The sequence below is a fragment of the Brevundimonas guildfordensis genome, assembly GCF_014836405.1.
In the GTDB taxonomy this organism is placed as follows: domain Bacteria; phylum Pseudomonadota; class Alphaproteobacteria; order Caulobacterales; family Caulobacteraceae; genus Brevundimonas; species Brevundimonas guildfordensis.
Map to the genome: position 1 here is coordinate 461,643 of NZ_JACSQU010000003.1, position 18,603 is coordinate 480,245.

At 68.9% G+C, this 18,603-nt stretch carries 15 protein-coding genes and 1 tRNA gene; 8 read left to right on the forward strand and 8 right to left on the reverse strand.

Annotated features, from left to right (window positions below; genetic code table 11):
* Positions 1–3 precede the first annotated feature (3 nt).
* The 3 genes from hisC to H9656_RS13750 are packed head-to-tail and all read right to left on the reverse strand — an operon-like array spanning position 4 to position 2,903.
* Positions 4–1,119 (reverse strand): histidinol-phosphate transaminase, encoded by a 1,116-nt coding sequence (hisC, locus tag H9656_RS13740; RefSeq protein WP_191744805.1) that lies wholly within the window; start codon positions 1,117–1,119, stop codon positions 4–6.
* Between the two features lie 33 nt (positions 1,120–1,152).
* Positions 1,153–1,845, reverse strand: a complete 693-nt coding sequence (locus tag H9656_RS13745) for a hypothetical protein (protein ID WP_191744806.1) — start codon at positions 1,843–1,845, stop codon at positions 1,153–1,155.
* Complete coding sequence (locus H9656_RS13750; RefSeq protein ID WP_191744807.1) at positions 1,845–2,903, reverse strand: DUF2125 domain-containing protein; 1,059 nt, start codon at positions 2,901–2,903, stop codon at positions 1,845–1,847. Before H9656_RS13750 ends, H9656_RS13745 begins: the two co-directional genes overlap by 1 nt.
* A gap of 102 nt (positions 2,904–3,005) precedes the next feature.
* On the opposite strand from H9656_RS13750, the gene H9656_RS13755 reads away from it, so the two are divergent.
* Positions 3,006–3,440 carry a VOC family protein gene (locus H9656_RS13755; RefSeq protein WP_191744808.1) on the forward strand — a complete coding sequence of 145 codons (435 nt, stop codon included), beginning with the start codon at positions 3,006–3,008 and terminating at the stop codon, positions 3,438–3,440.
* Positions 3,441–3,494: 54 nt separating this feature from the next.
* On the opposite strand, the gene H9656_RS13760 is transcribed toward H9656_RS13755, so the two are convergent.
* Entirely contained in the window at positions 3,495–6,341 is a 2,847-nt protein-coding gene (locus H9656_RS13760; protein WP_191744809.1) for an ATP-dependent DNA helicase, read from the reverse strand.
* Positions 6,342–6,399: 58 nt separating this feature from the next.
* Here H9656_RS13760 and H9656_RS13765 point away from each other — a divergent pair, with 58 nt between their 5' ends.
* Both H9656_RS13765 and pdeM read left to right on the forward strand, forming a co-directional pair.
* A complete protein-coding gene (locus tag H9656_RS13765) occupies positions 6,400–8,910 on the forward strand; it encodes a ligase-associated DNA damage response DEXH box helicase (protein ID WP_191744810.1) in 2,511 nt (836 codons plus the stop codon).
* A 166-nt stretch (positions 8,911–9,076) separates the two neighbouring features.
* Complete coding sequence (pdeM, locus tag H9656_RS13770) at positions 9,077–9,808, forward strand: ligase-associated DNA damage response endonuclease PdeM (protein ID WP_191744811.1); 732 nt, start codon at positions 9,077–9,079, stop codon at positions 9,806–9,808.
* 31 nt (positions 9,809–9,839) lie between these two features.
* Here the strand turns inward: pdeM and H9656_RS13775 are convergent, their stop codons facing one another.
* Positions 9,840–10,328: an Lrp/AsnC family transcriptional regulator gene (locus H9656_RS13775; protein ID WP_025976636.1), complete on the reverse strand. Its 489-nt coding sequence runs from the start codon at positions 10,326–10,328 to the stop codon at positions 9,840–9,842.
* Positions 10,329–10,476: 148 nt separating this feature from the next.
* Between H9656_RS13775 and H9656_RS13780 the strand changes: the two genes are divergently transcribed.
* Genes H9656_RS13780 through H9656_RS13790 form a run of 3 tightly spaced genes read left to right on the forward strand, consistent with a single transcriptional unit; the run spans position 10,477 to position 14,455 of the window.
* Positions 10,477–11,706, forward strand: coding sequence for a 3-methyl-2-oxobutanoate dehydrogenase (2-methylpropanoyl-transferring) subunit alpha (locus tag H9656_RS13780; protein ID WP_191744812.1), 1,230 nt, complete (start codon positions 10,477–10,479; stop codon positions 11,704–11,706).
* A gap of 3 nt (positions 11,707–11,709) precedes the next feature.
* The gene (locus H9656_RS13785) at positions 11,710–12,813 is read left to right on the forward strand and encodes an alpha-ketoacid dehydrogenase subunit beta (protein ID WP_225212521.1); all 1,104 of its coding nucleotides are present in this window, start codon (positions 11,710–11,712) and stop codon (positions 12,811–12,813) included.
* A gap of 1 nt (position 12,814) precedes the next feature.
* A complete protein-coding gene (locus H9656_RS13790) occupies positions 12,815–14,455 on the forward strand; it encodes a 2-oxo acid dehydrogenase subunit E2 (RefSeq protein WP_191744813.1) in 1,641 nt (546 codons plus the stop codon).
* A gap of 24 nt (positions 14,456–14,479) precedes the next feature.
* Here H9656_RS13790 and H9656_RS13795 read toward each other — a convergent pair whose 3' ends face one another.
* Positions 14,480–14,746, reverse strand: a complete 267-nt coding sequence (locus H9656_RS13795) for a hypothetical protein (RefSeq protein ID WP_191744814.1) — start codon at positions 14,744–14,746, stop codon at positions 14,480–14,482.
* Positions 14,747–14,799: 53 nt separating this feature from the next.
* Here H9656_RS13795 and lpdA point away from each other — a divergent pair, with 53 nt between their 5' ends.
* Positions 14,800–16,197: a dihydrolipoyl dehydrogenase gene (gene lpdA / locus H9656_RS13800; RefSeq protein ID WP_191744815.1), complete on the forward strand. Its 1,398-nt coding sequence runs from the start codon at positions 14,800–14,802 to the stop codon at positions 16,195–16,197.
* A gap of 178 nt (positions 16,198–16,375) precedes the next feature.
* On the opposite strand, the gene H9656_RS13805 is transcribed toward lpdA, so the two are convergent.
* On the reverse strand, positions 16,376–16,681 hold the full coding sequence (locus H9656_RS13805; RefSeq protein WP_191744816.1) for a hypothetical protein: 306 nt from the start codon (positions 16,679–16,681) through the stop codon (positions 16,376–16,378).
* A 68-nt stretch (positions 16,682–16,749) separates the two neighbouring features.
* Positions 16,750–18,036: a hypothetical protein gene (locus tag H9656_RS13810; RefSeq protein ID WP_191744817.1), complete on the reverse strand. Its 1,287-nt coding sequence runs from the start codon at positions 18,034–18,036 to the stop codon at positions 16,750–16,752.
* A 138-nt stretch (positions 18,037–18,174) separates the two neighbouring features.
* Here H9656_RS13810 and H9656_RS13815 point away from each other — a divergent pair.
* Positions 18,175–18,251 (forward strand) — tRNA-Arg (locus H9656_RS13815).
* Positions 18,252–18,603 lie beyond the last annotated feature (352 nt).

The window sequence follows — 18,603 nt, forward strand, 5'->3', positions numbered from 1 at the left end:
GCTTCAGCTCGCCGCGAACTCGCTGAGGGCGTCTAGGACGGCGCGGTTCTGATCCTCGGTGCCGACCGTCACCCGCAGGCAATCCGGCAGACCATAGCTGCCCACGCCGCGCACGATGATCCCCTTGGCCTGTAGATAGTCCTGCGCCGCCGAGGCCGGGCGCTTCGCATCGGGGAAGCGGATCAGGATGAAGTTGCCGGACGCCGGGAAGACTTCGAAACCGAAGCCCTTGATCGCCTGCGTCAGGCGCGGCCGCCACTCGGCCACCAGATCGCGAGAAGCCCTCTGGTGCGCTTCGTCGCCCTGGGCGGCGATGGCCGCCTCGATGCCGGGCAGGGAGACGTTGAACGGCAGGCGGATGCGGTCGATGGCCTGCTCCACCGCCAGCGGCGCGTAGCCATAGCCGACCCGCAGACCGCCCAGGCCGTGCAGCTTGGAGAAGGTGCGGGTGACGACGATGTTGGGCGCCGTGCGCGCGAGATCGAAGGCGCTTTCCCAGTCCGGCTCGGTCACGAACTCGGCGTAGGCTTCGTCGATCACCAGGATGACGTGGGGGGGCAGGCCCGCGTGCAGGCGACGGATCTCCTCGCCCGTGGCGAAGCTGCCGGTCGGATTGGCCGGGTTCGACAGATAGACCAGCTTGGTCCGCTCATCGACCAGAGCCAGCATGGCGTCGACGTCGGCGCGCAGGTCCGGCTCGGCCGCCAGCTTGACCTGCGCCTGACAGGCGCGGGCCGAAATCTGGTAGGCGACGAAGGCGTACTGGCTGGTGACGATGTTGTCGCCGGCTTCCAGATAGGTCTGGTTCAGCAGGGCGAAGACTTCGTCCGACCCATTGCCGAAGATCAGCCGCTCCGGCTCCAGCCCATGCGCCTCGGCCACCACGGCGCGCAGACGGTCGGCACGGCCGTCGGGATAGAGGTGGATCGAGGAGACGGCGGCGGCGAAGGCCTCGCGCGCTTTTTCGCCCGCGCCCAGCGCGTTTTCGTTGGAGGACAGCTTGATCGGCTTGGCGACCCCGGCGATGGCGCTCTTGCCGCCGACATAGGGGGCGATATCCAGCACGCCGCGCTTGGGTTGAGGCGCGCCGTCGGACGGCGCCTGGTTCGCTTCGGTCATGCGCGCGTCATCCCCTGCCGGTCGCAATGGTCTTCAGAAGACGGGAGCGGCGCCGATGACGCCGGTCAGGCCGCCGGGCGCGCCGTCCAGCCTGATGTCTTCGGCCTGCACATAGCCTGTCAGGACGAACAGCTTCAACCCGCCACCGCCCGACAGAAACTCCGCCGCCAGCCCGGCCTGCGACAGGGCTTCCACGATGCGGGCGTCGGGCCAGCCGCTGTCCGTGACCCAGAAGGTGCGGTCGTCGCCGGTCGGTCCCGGCGCTTCGGTCCCGACCAGCAGGGCGCGCGGCGCCCCCGCGGCGTCATCGGGCAGGGCGGCGAGAATCTTCAACATGGGCAGGGCCAGAAGGCGCCCCCACCACGGCCGCGCTGACAGATCGATCAGGGCGCGGGTCTTCTGCGCGGCTCCGTCGCGCACGGCGATGAGAGCCTGGTCCGCCTCCGCCATCGGCCGCGCCGCCAGGCCCCAGCGATCCGCCGCCAGCACCTGCGACACGGCTCCGCAGGCGACCAGGGGCTTCCCCTCGGCCGCTTCCAGCCGGCCCAGCACGGCGCGCACCGCCGTCTTCTCGGCCACGCTCATCCCGGACAGCAGGGTGCGCAAGGCGATGGCGTCGCCGTCGACCGAACCGCGAGGGCCCGCCGCCAGCCGGGCGCGGACGGCCTGGGTAACGGCCCGCTCGAGCGTCAGGCGCGCTTCGTCGGCGGGCGGTTCGGTCAGCATCAGAACAACTGCGGCGCGGGCGCCAGGGCGAACGGCCCCAGATAGGTGCGGCCGCCTCGGAACAGGACGGCCAGCTCTACGTCCTGACTGGCGCCTTCCGTTCCGCCTTGCGGCGTCGCGGCGGCGGCTCGGGCGACTGCGGCGCGATCCAACGCGCCGCCCTGCTGGGCGCTGGCCAGGCCGACAATGGCGGGCAGGGGATTTTCGGCGCGCACGAAGACCTGGCCTTCCAACTGGCCCTTGTCGTCCGCCGACAGGGCGTCGCTGGAGACGAAGGCCTTGCTCTCGCCCGCCTGGAGCTGGCCCTTTACGTCGATGAAGCGCCCGCCGGCGGCTGTCCAGGCGCTCAGCAGGCCCTTGGCGTCAGCCCCCCTTCGCAGCGCCGAGGCCTTCTCGACCACCGTCTCGATCTGGGCGCTCAGCATCCCCGACTGGGCGAAGCTCTCGACGGGGCCGTCCGGGCGGCCCTCGCCGTCGACCAGTCGAAACAGCACGTCCACGTCGTCGGTCGGCGTGTCCGAGCCGATCAGATGCGGCCGCATATAGACCTGCACCAGACGCGCCTGTTTCAGCGGGAAGGGCTCGGCGTCCGGCAGGGCGGTGAAGACCGGCTTCTCCAGCTCCAGCGCCAGATTGGGCCAACGCTGCGTCAGGCCGTGCACGCTCATGCGGATGCCGTCGGCGCGTATGGCGGTCTTGCCCTTCTGGGCGCGTGTGACGATCAGCCCTTCCGGGGCCGCCAGCACCCAGCGCGTCGGGTTGTAGGCGTTGGACTGGGCGATCATCTCGGGCGCTGCGATCGCATGACCGGACGGGGCGACGACATCCAGATGCTTGATCGTCACGCGGGCGTGCATGGGCCACCCGGTGGTCGAGATTCCGGCATGCTCAATGGTCCAGCCGCCCTGCTGCAGCTCGGCGATCTGGGCCTCCATCCGGCGCTCGATCTGCTGGGTCAGGTAGAACCACCAACCACTCCACAAAACCAGGACAATGGCGACGATCGCGAAAGGGATGATCAGTCCCTTGCGGCTGTGATGCGGAGCGGCGTCAGTCATGAGCGCGCTGTAGCAGGATGCGCGTCGGCTGACACGTCCTGTCGGCAGGAACAGGCTAGGCTGCGGTCCGTTCGAATCGCATACTGACGGGAGAAGAAGACCATGGAGACGCAGCAGCTTCATCGCGGCCGGCTGATCGATCATCTGCAACTGGTGACGCCGGACCTGGCGGCCAGTCGCCGCTTCTACGGCGCCGTGCTCGAAGCGCTGGGCGTGCCGATCGCCGGCGAAGGCGAGGGCTTCTTCTGGGCCGACGAATTGTTCGTCTCGTCGCTCGACAGCGTCGCGGCGGCGGGGCGCCCGACCGGACGCTGCCATCTGGCCTTCCAGGCGAAGGATCGAACGATGGTGGAGGCCGTCCACAAGGCGGGGCTGGCGGCGGGCGGAACCGACAACGGCGCGCCGGGCGAGCGGCCCTATCACCCCGGTTACTACGCCGCCTTCCTGCTCGACCCGGACGGCAACAACATCGAAGCGGTGTTCCACGGCGAGGCCGACCGTTCAGCCGACAGCGTGGTCGTGACGTTCCAAAGCTAAGGCGACCGGGCAGTCAGGTTCGCTCACCGCGCTGGTGCATGACGCAGGCGCGCATCAGTCCTGCTCGGCCAGGAAGCCCTTGGTCAACTCCACCGTCTCGGCCAGGCCCAGGCGCAGCACCTCCGTGCCCGGCGGCAGGGCGGCGAACAGGCGCGTCGGGCAGGCGGCGTCCAGCATGACGAAGACGCCCCGGTCGTCGGCCCGGCGGATCAGGCGGCCGAAAGCCTGAGCGATGCGCCCGCGCGCCAGGGCGTCGTCCCAGGAGCGTCCGCCCGAGCCGGTGCCGAACCGCTCGCGCCGCGCCTTGTGCAGCAGGTCCGGGCGCGGCCACGGCACGCGGTCGAAGGCCAGGACGCGCAAGGACCGCCCCGGCACGTCCACGCCATCGCGCACGGCGTCCGTGCCCAAGAGGCAGCTGTCCCGCTCGGCCCTGAAGACATCCACCAGCGCCCCGACCTCGAGCGGATCGACGTGCTGGGCGTAGAGCGGCAGGCCCGCTCGCGCCAGCTCCGGCCCCAGCCGCTCATAGACCGCCTTCAGCCGCCGGATGGCGGTGAACAGGCCCAGTCCTCCGCCGCCCGCCGCCAGGAACAGTTCGCGCATGGCCGCCGCGATCTGGCGCGGGTCGTCCTTGACCAGATCATTGACGACGATGACTCGGCTGTTGGTCGCATAGTCGAACGGGCTGTCCACCTTCAGCGTTCGCGCTGGTTCGATCAGGCGCGCGGCCCCGGTGCGCAGGCGGGCCAGGTCGAAGGGGTCTTCGGCGGCCGGGTCGGACAGGGTGGCGCTGGTCACCAGCACCCCGTGCGACGGCATGACCACCGCCGCTTCCAGCGGCACGGTCGGGTCGATCCAGTGACGACGCAGCGCCACGTCGTGGATGCGGCCGAAGGCGGCCTCGGCGCTCAACCAGTCCACATAGTCGGGATCCGGTTCGTCGCCGCCCTCTTCCAGCGCCGCCAGCATGGAGCGCCAGCCGGGCAGGGTCATGCGGCCGCGCCGGTCCAGCCCCCGCAGGGAGCCTTCGATGCGGGCGCGGGCGGCGCCGTCCAGTTCGGCCGCCTCCTCGTCCAGAATGTCTTCGAGATGGCGCGACAGGGCCAGCAGGGGCGCCTCGACGGCGGCGATGGCGCGCGCGGCTTCGCGCGCGGCCTCCAGCACCGGCTCGGTGACGGGGCGCAGGGCGCATTCCAGCCCGAACTCGGCGCCGCCGTTCTCGGCCGCGCGCGCGCGCAGCTGCTCCAGCGCCGCGACCAGAAACCGCTCGATCGGCCCGATGGGGTTCACTTCGCCAGACGCCGGGGCGATGCGGCCCGACACGCCTTCGCCCGGCAGTTGGGCGGCGGCCTGCAGCGCGTCCTTCAGGGCCTTGGAGGCGGCTTCGTTGTCGGCGGTCAGGTCGCCCAGACGCTGTTCCAGCCCGCGCCCGCGACGGCCTCGCCCCTCGGGCCCGCGGATCCAGCGGCGCAGCTCGGCAGCCTCCTGCCCCGACAGGCAGGCGGAGAAGGCGCTGTCGGCGGCGTCGAACAGGTGGTGGCCCTCGTCGAAGACGATGCGCTTCAGCGCCGCCGTCTCGCCGTCCTGCTTCAGGCCGCGCGCCGTGCGGGCGCCGTCGAAGGCCGCCTGCGTCATCACCAGCGCATGATTGGCCACCACCAGATCGGCCCGTCGGCTGGCGCGGATGGTCTTTTCAACGAAGCACAGACGATAGTGGGGACAGGCGGCGTGGACGCACTCGCCGCGCCGGTCGACCAGATTGGCCGGTCCCGCCTGATGCATGGGCGCGGTCGCATAGAGGCCGGGCAGCCAGCCGGGATAGTCGCCGCCGGTCATGTCGCCGTCGCGGGTATGGGCGGCCCAGCGGCTGGCCAGCGCCATGCCGATCAGGTCGCCGTTCCCCAGTTGCGCCGCCTGCACCATGTCCTGAAGGTTCAGCAGGCAGAGGTAGTTCTCGCGCCCCTTCCTCACCACCGTCTTGCGCCGCCGCTCGGCCTCGTCGGGCCACAGGGCGCGGCTCTCGCGGTCGATCTGGCGTTGCAGGGCGCGGGTGTAGGTCGAGATCCACGCTGCGCCTGCGTTGCGCTCGGCCCACAGGCTGGCGGGCGCCAGATAGCCCAGCGTCTTGCCCGTGCCGGTCCCCGCCTCGGCCAGCAGGACGCGCGGTCGGCCCTCTTCGTTGCGGGGCGAGAAGGCGTAGGCGGCCTCGGCCGCATAGTCGGACTGGGCAGGCCGCGTCTCGTCCAGACCCGAGGCCTGAAGCAGCTTGTCCAGACGGATGCGGGCGCTCTCGGAATCGACGGGGGCCGACCCGGCCTCGCCGCGCGGCGCCTCGTCCTCCCACTCCTGCAGCCGCGCCCAGACGTCGAGGCCCGAGCCGCGCTGCTGGCGCTCCCGCAACGGCCCGGCGCGCAGGGCCTGAAGCACGCGCGGCGCCCATCCCCAGCCCGCCCGCTCCAGCGTCAGGGCCAGCGTGTAAGCCTCCTCACGCCCCGGATAGGCGGGCGCGGCCAGTTCGGCCAGCAGGTCGGCGGCGGCCGCGCGCAGGGCGGCGGCCTGGGCCTCGGCGCCCCTCGGCTCCTCGCGCCCCAGAGCCAGCGCCAGCCCGGTGGCCGACGGCGCGCAGAACCGGGCGGGGCGCACGAAGGCGAACAGCTCCAGCGCATCCAGCATCTGCGCCGAACGCGCCGGCGGCGCCAGACCCAGCCGCCGCGCCGTCAGCCCGGCGTGGGCGACGATGACCTCGCCGCCCATGAACAGGCCCTCGGCGGCGCCGCGCCCGATCTTCCTTGCGCCCTGATCGTCGCACACGGCCCCGGCCCCCGGCGGCGTGGCCAGCGCGGGCGGCAGGTCGAACGTCAGGGACGGAACGGTCCGGATGTCGGCGGATTCAGCAGTCACCCTCGCTCAATAGCGCCAGAGATGATGAAACGGAACGGGAACATGTTATAGGCCTGTCGTGACGACGCCGCGCACTGCAACGCTTCCGCCCCTGTTCGCCGACTGGTTCGCCGGTCGGGGCTGGTCGCCGCGCCGGCATCAGCTGGAGATGGTCGCCGCCGCCGAGGCCGGGGCGCACGCCCTGCTGGTGGCGCCGACGGGCGGGGGCAAGACGCTGGCGGGCTTCCTGCCCAGCCTGATCGACCTGGCGGAGCGGGGGCCGCGCCCCGAGACGGGGCCGGGGTCGGGCGTCCATACCCTCTATCTGTCGCCGTTGAAGGCCTTGACCACCGACGTAGAGCGTAACCTGATGACGCCCATCCGCGAGATCGGGCTCAACATCCACGTCGAGAGCCGCACCGGCGACACCAAACAGTCGAAGAAGCAGCGCCAGCGCGACTTTCCGCCCGACATCCTGCTGACCACGCCGGAGCAGCTGGCCCTGTTCTGCGCCTGGGAGGGGGCGAGGGACTATTTCGCCGACCTGAAATGCGTGGTGCTGGACGAGGTCCACGCCATCTGGAGCGGCAAGCGCGGCGATCTTCTGGCGCTGGGGCTGGCGCGGCTTCAGACCTTCGCGCCGGAGATGCGGCGGGTGGCGCTGTCGGCGACGGTGGATGATCCGCAAAAGATCGCCGACTGGCTCTCGCCTTCTCCGCTCGGGGGAGAAGGAGTGCGGGTCGTCTTGGGCGATCCGGGCGCGCCGCCGGTGGTGGACGTGCTGGTGTCTGAGGGCCGCGTGCCCTGGGCCGGGCACACCGGCATTCACGCCATCTCTGAGGTCTATGACGCCATCCGGCGAGCCGAGCTGAGCCTGATCTTCGTCAACACCCGCTGGCAGGCCGAATTCGTGTTCCAGTCGCTGTGGGCGATCAATGAGGACGACCTGCCGATCGCCCTGCACCACGGCTCGCTGGCCGCCGAGCAGAGGCGCAAGGTGGAGGCGGCGATGGCGCGCGGCGACCTGAAGGCCGTCGTCTGCACCTCGACGCTCGACCTGGGCATCGACTGGGGCGACGTCGATCTGGTGATTCAACTGGCCGCGCCCAAGGGGGCCAGCCGCCTGGTCCAGCGCATCGGCCGCGCCAACCACCGGCTGGACGAGCCGTCGCGCGCCCTGATGGTCCCGGCCAGTCGCTTCGAGATGCTGGAGTGCCAGGCCGCGCGCGAGGCCGTGGCCGAGAACGCCTTCGATTGGGAGCCGGAACATACCGGCACGCTGGATACGCTGGCTCAGCACGTCATGGGCTGCGCCTGCTCCGAACCCTTTGATCTGGCCGACCTATACGCCGAGGTGACGACGGCTGGTCCCTATGGCGGCCTGACCTATGAGGCCTTCGAGGAGGTCGTCGATCTGGTCGCCACCGGCGGTTATGCGCTGCGCACCTATGACCGCTTCGCCCGCATCGTGCGCACCCGTGACGGCAGATGGACGGTCCGCAACGCCCAGATGGCCCAGCGCCACCGGATGAACGTCGGCGCCATCGTCTCGGCCGCCAATCTGAACGTCCGCGTCGCCGGTCGCAGGGCAGGGGGCAAGCATCTGGTCGCGGGCCGCAAGATCGGCGAGGCCGAGGAGTGGTATTTCGAGCAGATGACGCCGGGCGACACCTTCGTCTTCGCCGGTCAGGTCTGGGCCTTTCAGGGCATCGTCAAGACGGACGCCCTCGTCTCGCCCGCCGTCGATAAAGACCCGAAGATTCCCTCCTACGGCGGCTCGAAATTCCCGCTAGGCACGTCATTGGCCGAGCGGGTGCGGCACATGGTGCAGGACCGCGATCACTGGCGCGTCCTGCCGCCCGACGTGCAGGAGTGGCTGGAGCTTCAGGCGGTCCGCAGCGCCATCCCCGAAGCGCAGACGCTTCTGATCGAGACCTTCCCGCGGGGGACGCGGCATTTCCTGGTCGCCTATCCGTTCGAGGGGCGGCTGGCGCACACCACCCTGGCCATGCTGCTGACCCGGCGGCTGGATCGGATGGGCGTGGGGCCGCTGGGCTTTGTGGTGACCGACTATTCCCTGGCGATCTGGTCGATCCGGCCGATGGACGACCTTGACCTCGACGCCCTGTTCGAGCCGGACATGCTGGGCGACGATCTGGAGGCCTGGCTGGAGGAAAGCTTCATGATGAAGCGGTCTTTCCGCAACTGCGCCCTGATTTCCGGCTTGATCGAGCAGCGCCAGCCGGGGGCCGAGAAGAGCGGGCGGCAGGTGACCTTTTCGACCGACCTGATCTACGACGTGCTGCGGCGGCATCAGCCGGACCATCTGCTGCTGAGGACAGCGCGCGCGGATGCGGCGACCGGCCTGTTGGACGTGGCGCGGTTGGGCCAACTGCTGAGCCGCATCCACGGCCGCATTGTGCGTAAATCGCTGGACCGGCCTTCGCCCTTCAGCGTGCCGGTGCTGGTGCAGATCGGGCGCGAGAGGGTCGGGGGAGACGCTGCTGAGATGATCCTGGATGAAAGCGCCGAGGCCCTGATCGCCGAAGTCATGGAAGACGCGCCCGAGGCGCTGAAGGGGGCGGCGTGAAGCAATCGTGCGTCCTTCTCCCCTCGGGGGAGAAGGTGGCTTGCGGAGCAAGGCGGATGAGGGGGACGCCCGACACGCGCTCCCGGTCTGACGGCTTGCCTGCGGATACAGCCCCCTCATCCGAGCGGCTCCGCCGCCCACCTTCTCCCCCGAGGGGAGAAGGGCGATGAACGACGCCTTGCGTGAGACCCTGTCGCCCTATCGTCATCCGTGCGGAGGGCTGAAGCTGACGGTCAACGGCGAGGCCTGCGTGCTGCGCTGCTCCGGCGCTCTGTGGCTGCCGGGGCGTCAGACCCTGATCGCCTCGGACCTGCACCTGGAGAAGGGCTCGGCCTTCGCGGCGCGCGGCCAGATGCTGCCGCCCTATGACAGCCCCGCGACCCTGGCCAAGCTTGAGGCCGAGATCGACGCGCTGGATCCGCGCGCGGTCGTGCTGCTGGGCGACAGCTTCCATGATTCAAAGGCGGTGTCGCGCATGGACGGCGCCCAGCTGGCGCGGCTGGAGAGGCTGGCGGCCGGGCGCGACTGGGTCTGGCTGGAGGGGAACCATGATCTGGACGCCCTGGCCGGCGCCCTGGATCAGTTGCCCGGCCGGGTGGTTGAGACGATGGCGCTGGGCGGCCTGTTCCTGATCCACGAACCCCAGATTGAGCCGGCGCCGGGCGAGGTCGCGGGCCATCTGCATCCGGCGGCGCGAGTCGCCGCCTATGGCCGGGGGGTGCGGCGTCCGTGTTTCGTCACGGACGGGCGGCGGCTGATCATGCCCGCCTTCGGCGCCTTCACCGGGGGGCTGGACGTGCGCGATCCGGCGGTGGCGTCCCTGTTCGCGACCGCGCCGCTGGCGGCCCTGCTGGGGCGGGACAAGGTCCACGCCGTCGCCTTCGACCGCCTCAGCTGAGGCGGCGACGGCGCAAGGACGGTTCGGCCGGTCAGCCGACGTGCGGCGTGATGATGCCCAGGGGCAGGGTGGTGACGTTCTTCACCCCGCGCGTGACGATGTGGCTCTCGCAGTTGGAGACGATGCCCAGCGTCAGCAGCTTGTCGCGCAGGAACTGGTCGAAGGCGTGCATGTCGGTGGTGATGATGCGCAGGACGTAGTCTTCGCGGCCGGTGATGGTGGCGCACTGGACCACTTCGGGCCAGCCCTCGACGGCTTCCTCGAAGATCTGCAGATTGTCGCGCGTCGGCAGGCTCAGCTTGACGATGGCGTAGACCTCGAAGTCCAGACCCAGGAGTCCAGCGTCCAGCAGCGTGACACGCTTGCGTATCAGGCCGCTATCCTCCAGTCTCTTGATCCGACGCCAGCAGGGCGAGGCCGACAGGCCGACCCGATCGGCCACCTCGGCGACGGACAGGCCTGCGTCCTGCTGAAGGATGTCAAGGATGCGCGCGTCGATGGGGTCGAGTTCGTCGGCCAAAGGCTTTCTCCGAATTTGCTTTCTGCGCAATAAAATACCTCAAATTGGTATTTGGCAAGAGTGTTTTTGGAAGAGCTAACAGTGAGCCGACATGCTATGCCCTAGTTCATAAGGAAACGCGGCCGGTTCAACCGGACGGGAGGCATTGATGAAGAATACCCCGACGCTATCGCTGCGCGTCCCGGAGCCTTCGGGCCGGCCGGGCGATACGCCTGATTTCAGCCATCTGAAGCTCGACGAGCCCGGCGCGGTCGCCCGCCCCGACGTCAGCACGACCCCCGCCGAAATGCGCGATCACGCCTTCCGCCTGATCCGCGTCCTGGATGATCAGGGCAAGGCCGTCGGTCCCTGGGACCCCAAGCTGGACCCTGAGACCATGCGTCGCGGCCTGAAGGCCATGATCCTGACGCGCGCCTTCGACGACCGGATGCACCGCGCCCACCGTCAGGGCAAGACCAGCTTCTATATGAAGTGCACCGGCGAAGAGGCCATCGCGGTTGCGCAAGGAATGATCCTGAGCCGCGAGGACATGGGCTTCCCCACCTATCGCCAGCAGGGTCTTCTGATCGCGCGCGACTATCCGCTCGCGACCATGATGAACCAGATCTATTCGAACGCCGAAGACCCCATCAAGGGCCGCCAGCTGCCGATCATGTATTCGGCCAAGGACTACGGCTTCTTCACCATCTCGGGCAATCTGGGCACGCAGTATGTTCAGGCCGTGGGCTGGGGCATGGCCTCGGCCATCCGCGGCGACGACAAGATCGCCATCACCTGGATCGGCGACGGCTCGACGGCCGAAAGCGACTTCCACTCGGCCCTGACCTTCGCCGCCGTCTATCGCGCGCCGGTCATCCTGAACGTCGTCAACAACCAGTGGGCCATCTCGTCCTTCCAGGGCATCGCCGGCGGACTGGAGACCACCTTCGCGTCCAAGGGCATCGGCTACGGCCTGCCCGCCCTGCGCGTCGACGGCAACGACTTCCTGGCCGTCTGGGCCGCGACCCAGTGGGCCGAGGAGCGCGCCCGCACCAATCAGGGCGCGACGATCATCGAGCTGTTCACCTATCGCGGCGCCCCGCACTCGACCTCGGACGACCCCAGCCGCTACCGCCCTGGCGACGAGCACGAGAAGTGGCCGCTGGGCGATCCGATCGCCCGCCTGAAGCAGCACCTGATCGGCCTGGGCGAGTGGTCGGACGCACAGCAGGAAGAGGCCGAAAAGGAAGCGGTCGAGAAGGTCCGCGCCGCCGCCCGTGAATCCGAGGCCATCGGCACGCTCGGCCAGTCGCGCCCCAGCGTGAAGACCATGTTCGAAGAGGTCTATGCGACCGAGGACTGGCGCCTGGTCGAACAGCGCCGCGAAGTGGGAGTCTGAGTAATGGCCGAGATCAACGACAAGATTGAAGCCGACATGGTCGACCAGAAGGACGCCCCGGCGTCGGTCGCCCCGGACGGCCCCGCCATTGCGTCCATGAACATGATCCAGGCGCTGAACTCGGCCCTGGACGTCAAGATGGCCGAAGACCCGACTGTCGTCTCCTACGGTGAGGACGCGGGCTATTTCGGCGGCGTCTTCCGCGTCACCGACCATCTGCAGAAGAAGCACGGCCTGAACCGCAGCTTCGACGCCCCGATCTCGGAATCCGGCATCGTCGGCACCGCCATCGGCATGGCCGCCTATGGCCTGCGCCCGGTCGTCGAGATCCAGTTCGCCGACTACATCTATCCGGCCTACGACCAGATCGTCTCCGAAGCGGCCAAGATGCGCTATCGCTCGGGCGGCCAGTTCACCACGCCGATGGTGGTGCGCAGCCCCTACGGCGGCGGCATCTTCGGCGGCCAGACGCACAGCCAGTCGCCGGAAAGCCTGTTCACCCACATCGCCGGTCTGAAGGTGGTGATCCCGTCCAACCCCTATGACGCCAAGGGTCTGCTGACCGCGGCGATCGAGGACGACGATCCGGTCATCTTCTTCGAGCCCAAGCGCCTGTACAACGGCCCCTTCGACGGCTGGCACGAAAAGCCGGTCAGCCCGTGGAAGGCGCAGGAACTGGCCCAGGTCCCGACCGGCAAATACGTCGAGCCGATCGGCAAGGCCCGCGTGATGAAGGAAGGCGCCGACGTCACCATCCTGGCCTATGGCACCATGGTCTGGGTGGCTCTGGCGGGCGCCGAGCATGCGGGCGTCGACGCCGAGGTCATCGACCTGCGCACCCTCGTGCCCTTGGACATCGAGGCCATCGAAGCCTCGGTCAAGAAGACCGGCCGCTGCGTCATCGTGCACGAGGCGCCGAAAACCTCGGGCTTCGGCGGCGAACTGAGCGCCCTGGTGCAGGAGCGCTGCTTCTATCACCTGGAGGCGCCGGTGGCGCGCGTGACCGGTTGGGACACGCCCTATCCGCACGCCTTTGAATGGGAATATTTCCCCGGACCGCAGCGGGTCGCCGACGCGCTGAAAGCCGTCATGACGGGAGGTCGCTAAGATGGGTCGTTTTGTTTTCAAGCTGCCTGACGTTGGCGAAGGCACCGCCGAGGCCGAACTGGTCGCCTGGCACGTCAAGGTCGGCGATACGGTTGTCGAGGATCAGATCGTCGCCGACGTCATGACCGACAAGGCCACGGTCGAGCTGACCAGCCCGGTCGCGGGCGTCGTCACCGCCCTGCACGGCGAGCCCGGTCAGATGATGGCCGTGCGCGGCCCGCTGGCCGAGTTCGAGGTCGAGGGCGAAGGCAACGCCGCCGCCGATGAACCGGCCCCCGCGCCCGTGGCAGCCAAGGCCGAAGCGGCTCCGGTCGTCGCTCAGGCGCCGAAGGCCGAGGCGGCTCCAGTCAGCGCCCCGGCCGCCGCCGGGGCCAACCACGTCTTCAAGCTGCCGGACGTCGGCGAAGGCACTGCCGAGGCCGAACTGGTCGGCTGGCACATCAAGGTCGGCGACACGGTTCAGGAAGACCAGATCCTGGCCGAGGTCATGACCGACAAGGCGACGGTCGAACTGACCAGCCCCGTCTCCGGCGTCGTCGTCGCCCTGCACGGCCGAGCCGGTCAACAGATCGCCGTCGGCGGCCCGCTGGTCAGCTTCAAGGTCGACGGCAAGGGCAATGTCGCCGAGACCCCGGCCGCCGCTGCAGCGCCTGCCGCCAAGGCCGCGCCGGCTTCTGTCGCCGCGCCGGCCGCCAAGCCGGCCGCGCCCAAGGCCGACGCCAAGCCCGTTCCGGCCCTGACCGGCCGCCAGCCGGGCGAGCGCCCGCTGGCCTCCCCCGCCGTGCGCAACCGCGCGCGGGATCTGGGCATCGACCTGGTCTTCGTGCCGGGCAGCGGCCCCGCCGGCCGCATCGAGCACGCCGACCTGGACGCCTTCGTGGCGCGCGGCGGCACGTTCGCCCCGGCCACGGCCGCGGGCGGTTCGCTCTACGCCAAGGCCGAGGGAACCAACGAAGTCCGCATCATCGGCCTGCGCCGCAAGATCGCGGAGAAGATGGCCGAAAGCGTCCGTCGCATCCCCCACATCACCTATGTGGAAGAGATCGACATGACGGCGGTGGAAGAACTGCGCGCCCACCTGAACGCCCAGAACAAGGGCACGGGCCGCGCCAAGCTCAACGTCCTGCCCTTCATCGCCCGCGCCATCGTCGTGGCCCTGAAGGACCAGCCGAACATCAACGCCACCTATGACGACGAGGCCGGCGTGCTGACCCAGCACAACGCCGTGCATCTGGGCATCGCCGCCCAGACGCCGAACGGCCTGATGGTCCCGGTTGTCCGCCACGCCGAGGCGCGCGACGCCTACGATACGGCCGAGGAAATCGCCCGCGTCTCGGGCGCCGCCAAGGACGGCAGCGCCAAGCGTGAGGAGCTGTCCGGCTCGACCATCACCATCACCTCGCTGGGCACGCTCGGCGGCGTGGTGCACACGCCCATCATCAACCACCCCGAAGTCGCCATCGTCGGTCCGAACAAGATCGAGGAGCGCCTCGTGGTGCGGGGCGGCCAGATGGTCGTGCGCAAGATGATGAACCTGTCCTCCAGCTTCGATCACCGCATCGTCGATGGCCATGACGCGGCGGTCTTCGTGCAGAAGATCAAGACCCTGCTGGAGAACCCGGCCACGCTCTGGATGAGCTGAAGGCGGATCGGGAGCGCGTCGCCGTCACCTTGAGGCGGCCGCTCCCCCTCCCCAGACCGAAAGGCCCATCATGAAGCCAAGGTCGTAGAACCATCCACTGTTGGGAAATGCGTAGATGCGCCCTTCCCAAAGCCACCCAAGCAGCAAGGTCACCGGCGCTGAAAAGCCATGGAAGAGCGCAACGAAGAAGCCAGGCACGTCACCTGCGGCGGGCTCCGGCTGATGCGCGCAACTCGCCAAGGTCGCCAGCCCCAGCATGACAGCGATCGTCGCTAGACGTTTGACCTTCATCACCCCCCTCCTATTGATCAGCGTTACACAACCATAACCGCCGCGGAATCGCCATGCAGACCCTTAAGACCAAAGTCCTGATCATCGGCGCCGGGACCGGCGGCTATGTGGCGGGCATCCGTTGCGGACAGCTGGGGCTGGAGACCGTGCTGGTGGATGCGTCGCCCGGCCTCGGCGGCACCTGCCTGAACGTCGGCTGCATCCCGTCCAAGGCGATCATCCACGCGGCGGGCAAGTTTGAGACCGTGGCCAAGGCCGCATCCGACGCGGGCACGCTGGGCATCACCGCCTCGACCCCGGCCATCGACCTGTCCAAGACGGTCGAGTGGAAGGACGGCGTGGTCAACAAGCTGAACGCCGGCGTCGCCGCCCTGCTGAAGAAGGCCAAGGTCAAGGTCATCAAGGGCTGGGCCGAGTTCTCGGACGCCAAGACCTGCACGGTGAAGACCGACGACGGCGACATCCGCATCACCGCCGAACACGTCATCCTGGCCACGGGGTCCGAGCCGGTCGAACTGCCCTTCCTGCCCTTCGGCGGCGACGTGATCTCGTCGACCGAGGCCTTGAGCCTGCCGGAAGTGCCGAAGAAGCTGGTCGTCGTCGGCGGCGGCTACATCGGCCTGGAACTGGGCATCGCCTTCCGCAAGCTGGGCGCCGAAGTCGCCATCGTCGAGATGGCCGAACGCATCCTGCCGCTCTACGACAAGGCGCTGACCGACCCGGTCGCCAAATGGCTGGAAAAGCACGGGGTCCAACTGCTGCTCGGCGCCCGCGCCGGGGGCTTCGGAGACGGCAAGCTGAACGTCACCGACAAGGACGGCAATCCGATGCAGTTGGACGCCGACAAGGTGCTGGTCACCGTCGGCCGCCGTCCGCGCACCAAGGGCTGGGGCCTGGAGACCATGGGCGTGGCGATGAACGGCCCGTTCGTGAAGATCGACGAGCGCTGCGCCACCTCGATGAAGAACGTCTGGGCCATCGGCGACCTGACCGGCGAGCCCATGCTGGCGCACAAGGGCTCGGCGCAGGGCGAGGTGGTGGCCGAGATCATCGCCGGCAAGACCCGCGTGTTCGACCCCGCCACCATCGCCGCCGTCTGCTTCACCGAGCCGGAGATCGTCTCGGCCGGCCTCGGCCCCGACGACGTCAAGGGCCGCGACGACGTGATCCAGGCCGTCTTCCCCTTCGCCGCCATCGGCCGCGCCCTGGCCATCGAGGCGGGCGAGGACGGCGGCTTCGTCCGCGTCATCGCCTCCAAGTCGGATCACCGCCTGCTCGGTATTCAGGCCGTCGGCCAGCACGTGTCGGAGCTGTCCAACAGCTTCGCCCAGATGCTGGAGATGGGCGCTGTGCTGGAGGATGTCGCCGGAACCATCCACGTCCACCCGACCCTGGGCGAAGCCTTCCACGAGGCCTCACTGCGGGCTCTGGGCCACGCCATACATATCTAAGGGCGCTATGCTCGGATCGCGGATCCTCGCGACTTGAGCGCAGTTGAGCGGGCCGCGATCGTCGGCCCTTCGGGACCTCCCGACCCGACGCGGCCGGAGGGGGCTTTCTCTGCTCGAGGCAAAAAAGGGGCCGTGCGAACGACATCGCGCGGCCCCTTCGCGTATCTGGCGTTCGTCGTCAGTGCTTGGCGGGGACGCGCGTATCGGTGGATGGGTCGACAGCGCCGGGGCGACCCTCGGCGGCGGCCTCGGCCTGATTGGACTCCAGCTTGTCGGCGACTTTGCCAGCGCCTTCTTCGACCGCCTGAGCGGCCTTCATGGCGCCGGATTCGACCACTTCGCCGGTCTGGGCGGCGACGTCGGCGGCCTTGTCGCCGGCGGCTTCGGCGTTGGCCTCGGCCTGGTTTTGCTCGGCCTGGGTGCAGGCGGCGGCGCCGAGCGCAAGGACGGAGGCGGCGGCGATGGTCAAGGTGCGGATGCGCATGGGTGAACCCCTCTGAGATAGGAACCTTTGCCTTAACGCGGTTGGTCCGGCGCGGGTTGCGATCACTCTCAGTTCAGGTCGACCGGCAGAGTCTGGCTCGCCAGCAGCTGCTCCATCGTCTTCCAGTGGTCCGGCCCCTGACGCTCGGCCCAGGCCTGCACCATGTCCCGACCCAGGCCGTAGTTGATGACATAGGAGCGGTAGGTCTCGATGAAGTGCAGCCGCTGCGCCGCCCGGTCGCGCGCCACGAGGCTGTACTTCTGCAGCTGGTCCAGCGCCGTCTCGCGGTCGATGCGGCCGGCCAGATAGGCGTCGGCCACGGTGTACTCCGCCCGCGCCAGCTCACGCGTCAGGGTCAGCAGCTGCGTCTGCGCCTCTGCCGTCGCCGGATCCAGCCCGGCCAGCGGATACAGCACGCGCGCCTCGAACTCCGTGCGCTCATGGCCGGGGAAGGCCAGGTCGATGCCGTAGTTGGCGCTGCCCTCGGCGATGAAGGACATGGGGCTGAACAGCGGATAGACGCTCATCTCCACCCATCCCTTGTCCTTGACGAAGGTCTGTTCCAGCAGGGCGTTGTAGACGTGGTGGCCCGGATACCCTTCGTGGCAGCCCAGATCGACAGCGCGATCGATATAGATGGGCAGGTCGGTGTTCACCTGGATAAGGCTGAAGGCGCCGCCCTTGAACCAGTTGTAGCCGGACCATGGCTTGTCGTTGACGAACTCCAGCGTGAAGGTTTCGCTGGCGGGGAGGGTCATGCGGCGCTCGGTGCGCGCCTTGCACTCATTGATGGCCGCGCGCATCACCGTCTCCAGCCGGTCCTTGGGGATGACGTAGCGGGCGCGGAAGGCGGCGACCCGGTCCGCCAGCGGCCCCTCGCCGGGGACCAGGGCGTCGATGCGGGCCAGCACCGGATCATATGACGACAGAGGCCGTAGTTCCGGCCGCACGCCGAACAGGGCCTCGGCCTCATCGGCGAAGCTCAACTTCTCGCCTTGCAGCATCCGCAGTCGGGCCGAGGCCGCCGCGACATGGGCCTTCATATAGGCGCGGCGCTGGCGGCTCTGGGCATCCAGCCCCGGCTCCGGCAGGGCGACGAGGCGCCGGGCGAGGGTTGCCGCGCCTTCGGACAGCTGGGGCAGGGCGCGCGGCTGCGCCTTGGCCGCCTCGGCCCACTCCGCCGGGCCGTAATAGGCGTCGACATAACCCGGCTCGCGCTCGCCGATCTCCAGCGTCAGGGCGACGTAGTCGCGCGCCACGGCATCCAGACTGTCGGCGTCCGGCTTCTGCGCTGCCGCGCAGGCGGCCAGAACGGCGACGGCGCCCATCAGGGCGGCGATGGTGATAGCGCGCATGAAAATCTCCCTCTCTCGCCCCTGACGCTAGGCGCTCCGGCCCCTCTCGCCAAGAAGCGACCGGTGGAAGGCAGTTCAGGGATTGAGACCGCCCCGCCCATGCTGTAAGCACCGCCGTCCGGCCACGTCGCCGCAGACGCACCCGTAGCTCAGCTGGATAGAGTGCTGCCCTCCGAAGGCAGAGGTCACAGGTTCGAATCCTGTCGGGTGCGCCACTTCGATCAAATCGGTTTTTCGTTGTTCTCGGCTCGGTGACGGCTGTGCGTTGCCAGAAGCCGGCTGCAATCGACTTGGTGCTTTCAGGCGAGCCCCTGGACGACCGGATCAGCTTCGCGATTAGGCTGTCGCCGTCCGAGGCCAAGTTTATAGGCCGGCTCGATAAGCGGGCGTCCGCCCATTTTTCTGAATGTAGAGTGCGAAAGGCCGAACTATCAGCTTGAAGCGGCGCGCCTGACGCGACGCCCACCTTCACCGCAATGCTGGCGAAGAGAAGATGGCGCACCCGAAGAGATTCTTCGGGGGGCGGTTTTCCTCGGTCATTGCGTTGCCTCTGATCTGGAGCGTCCA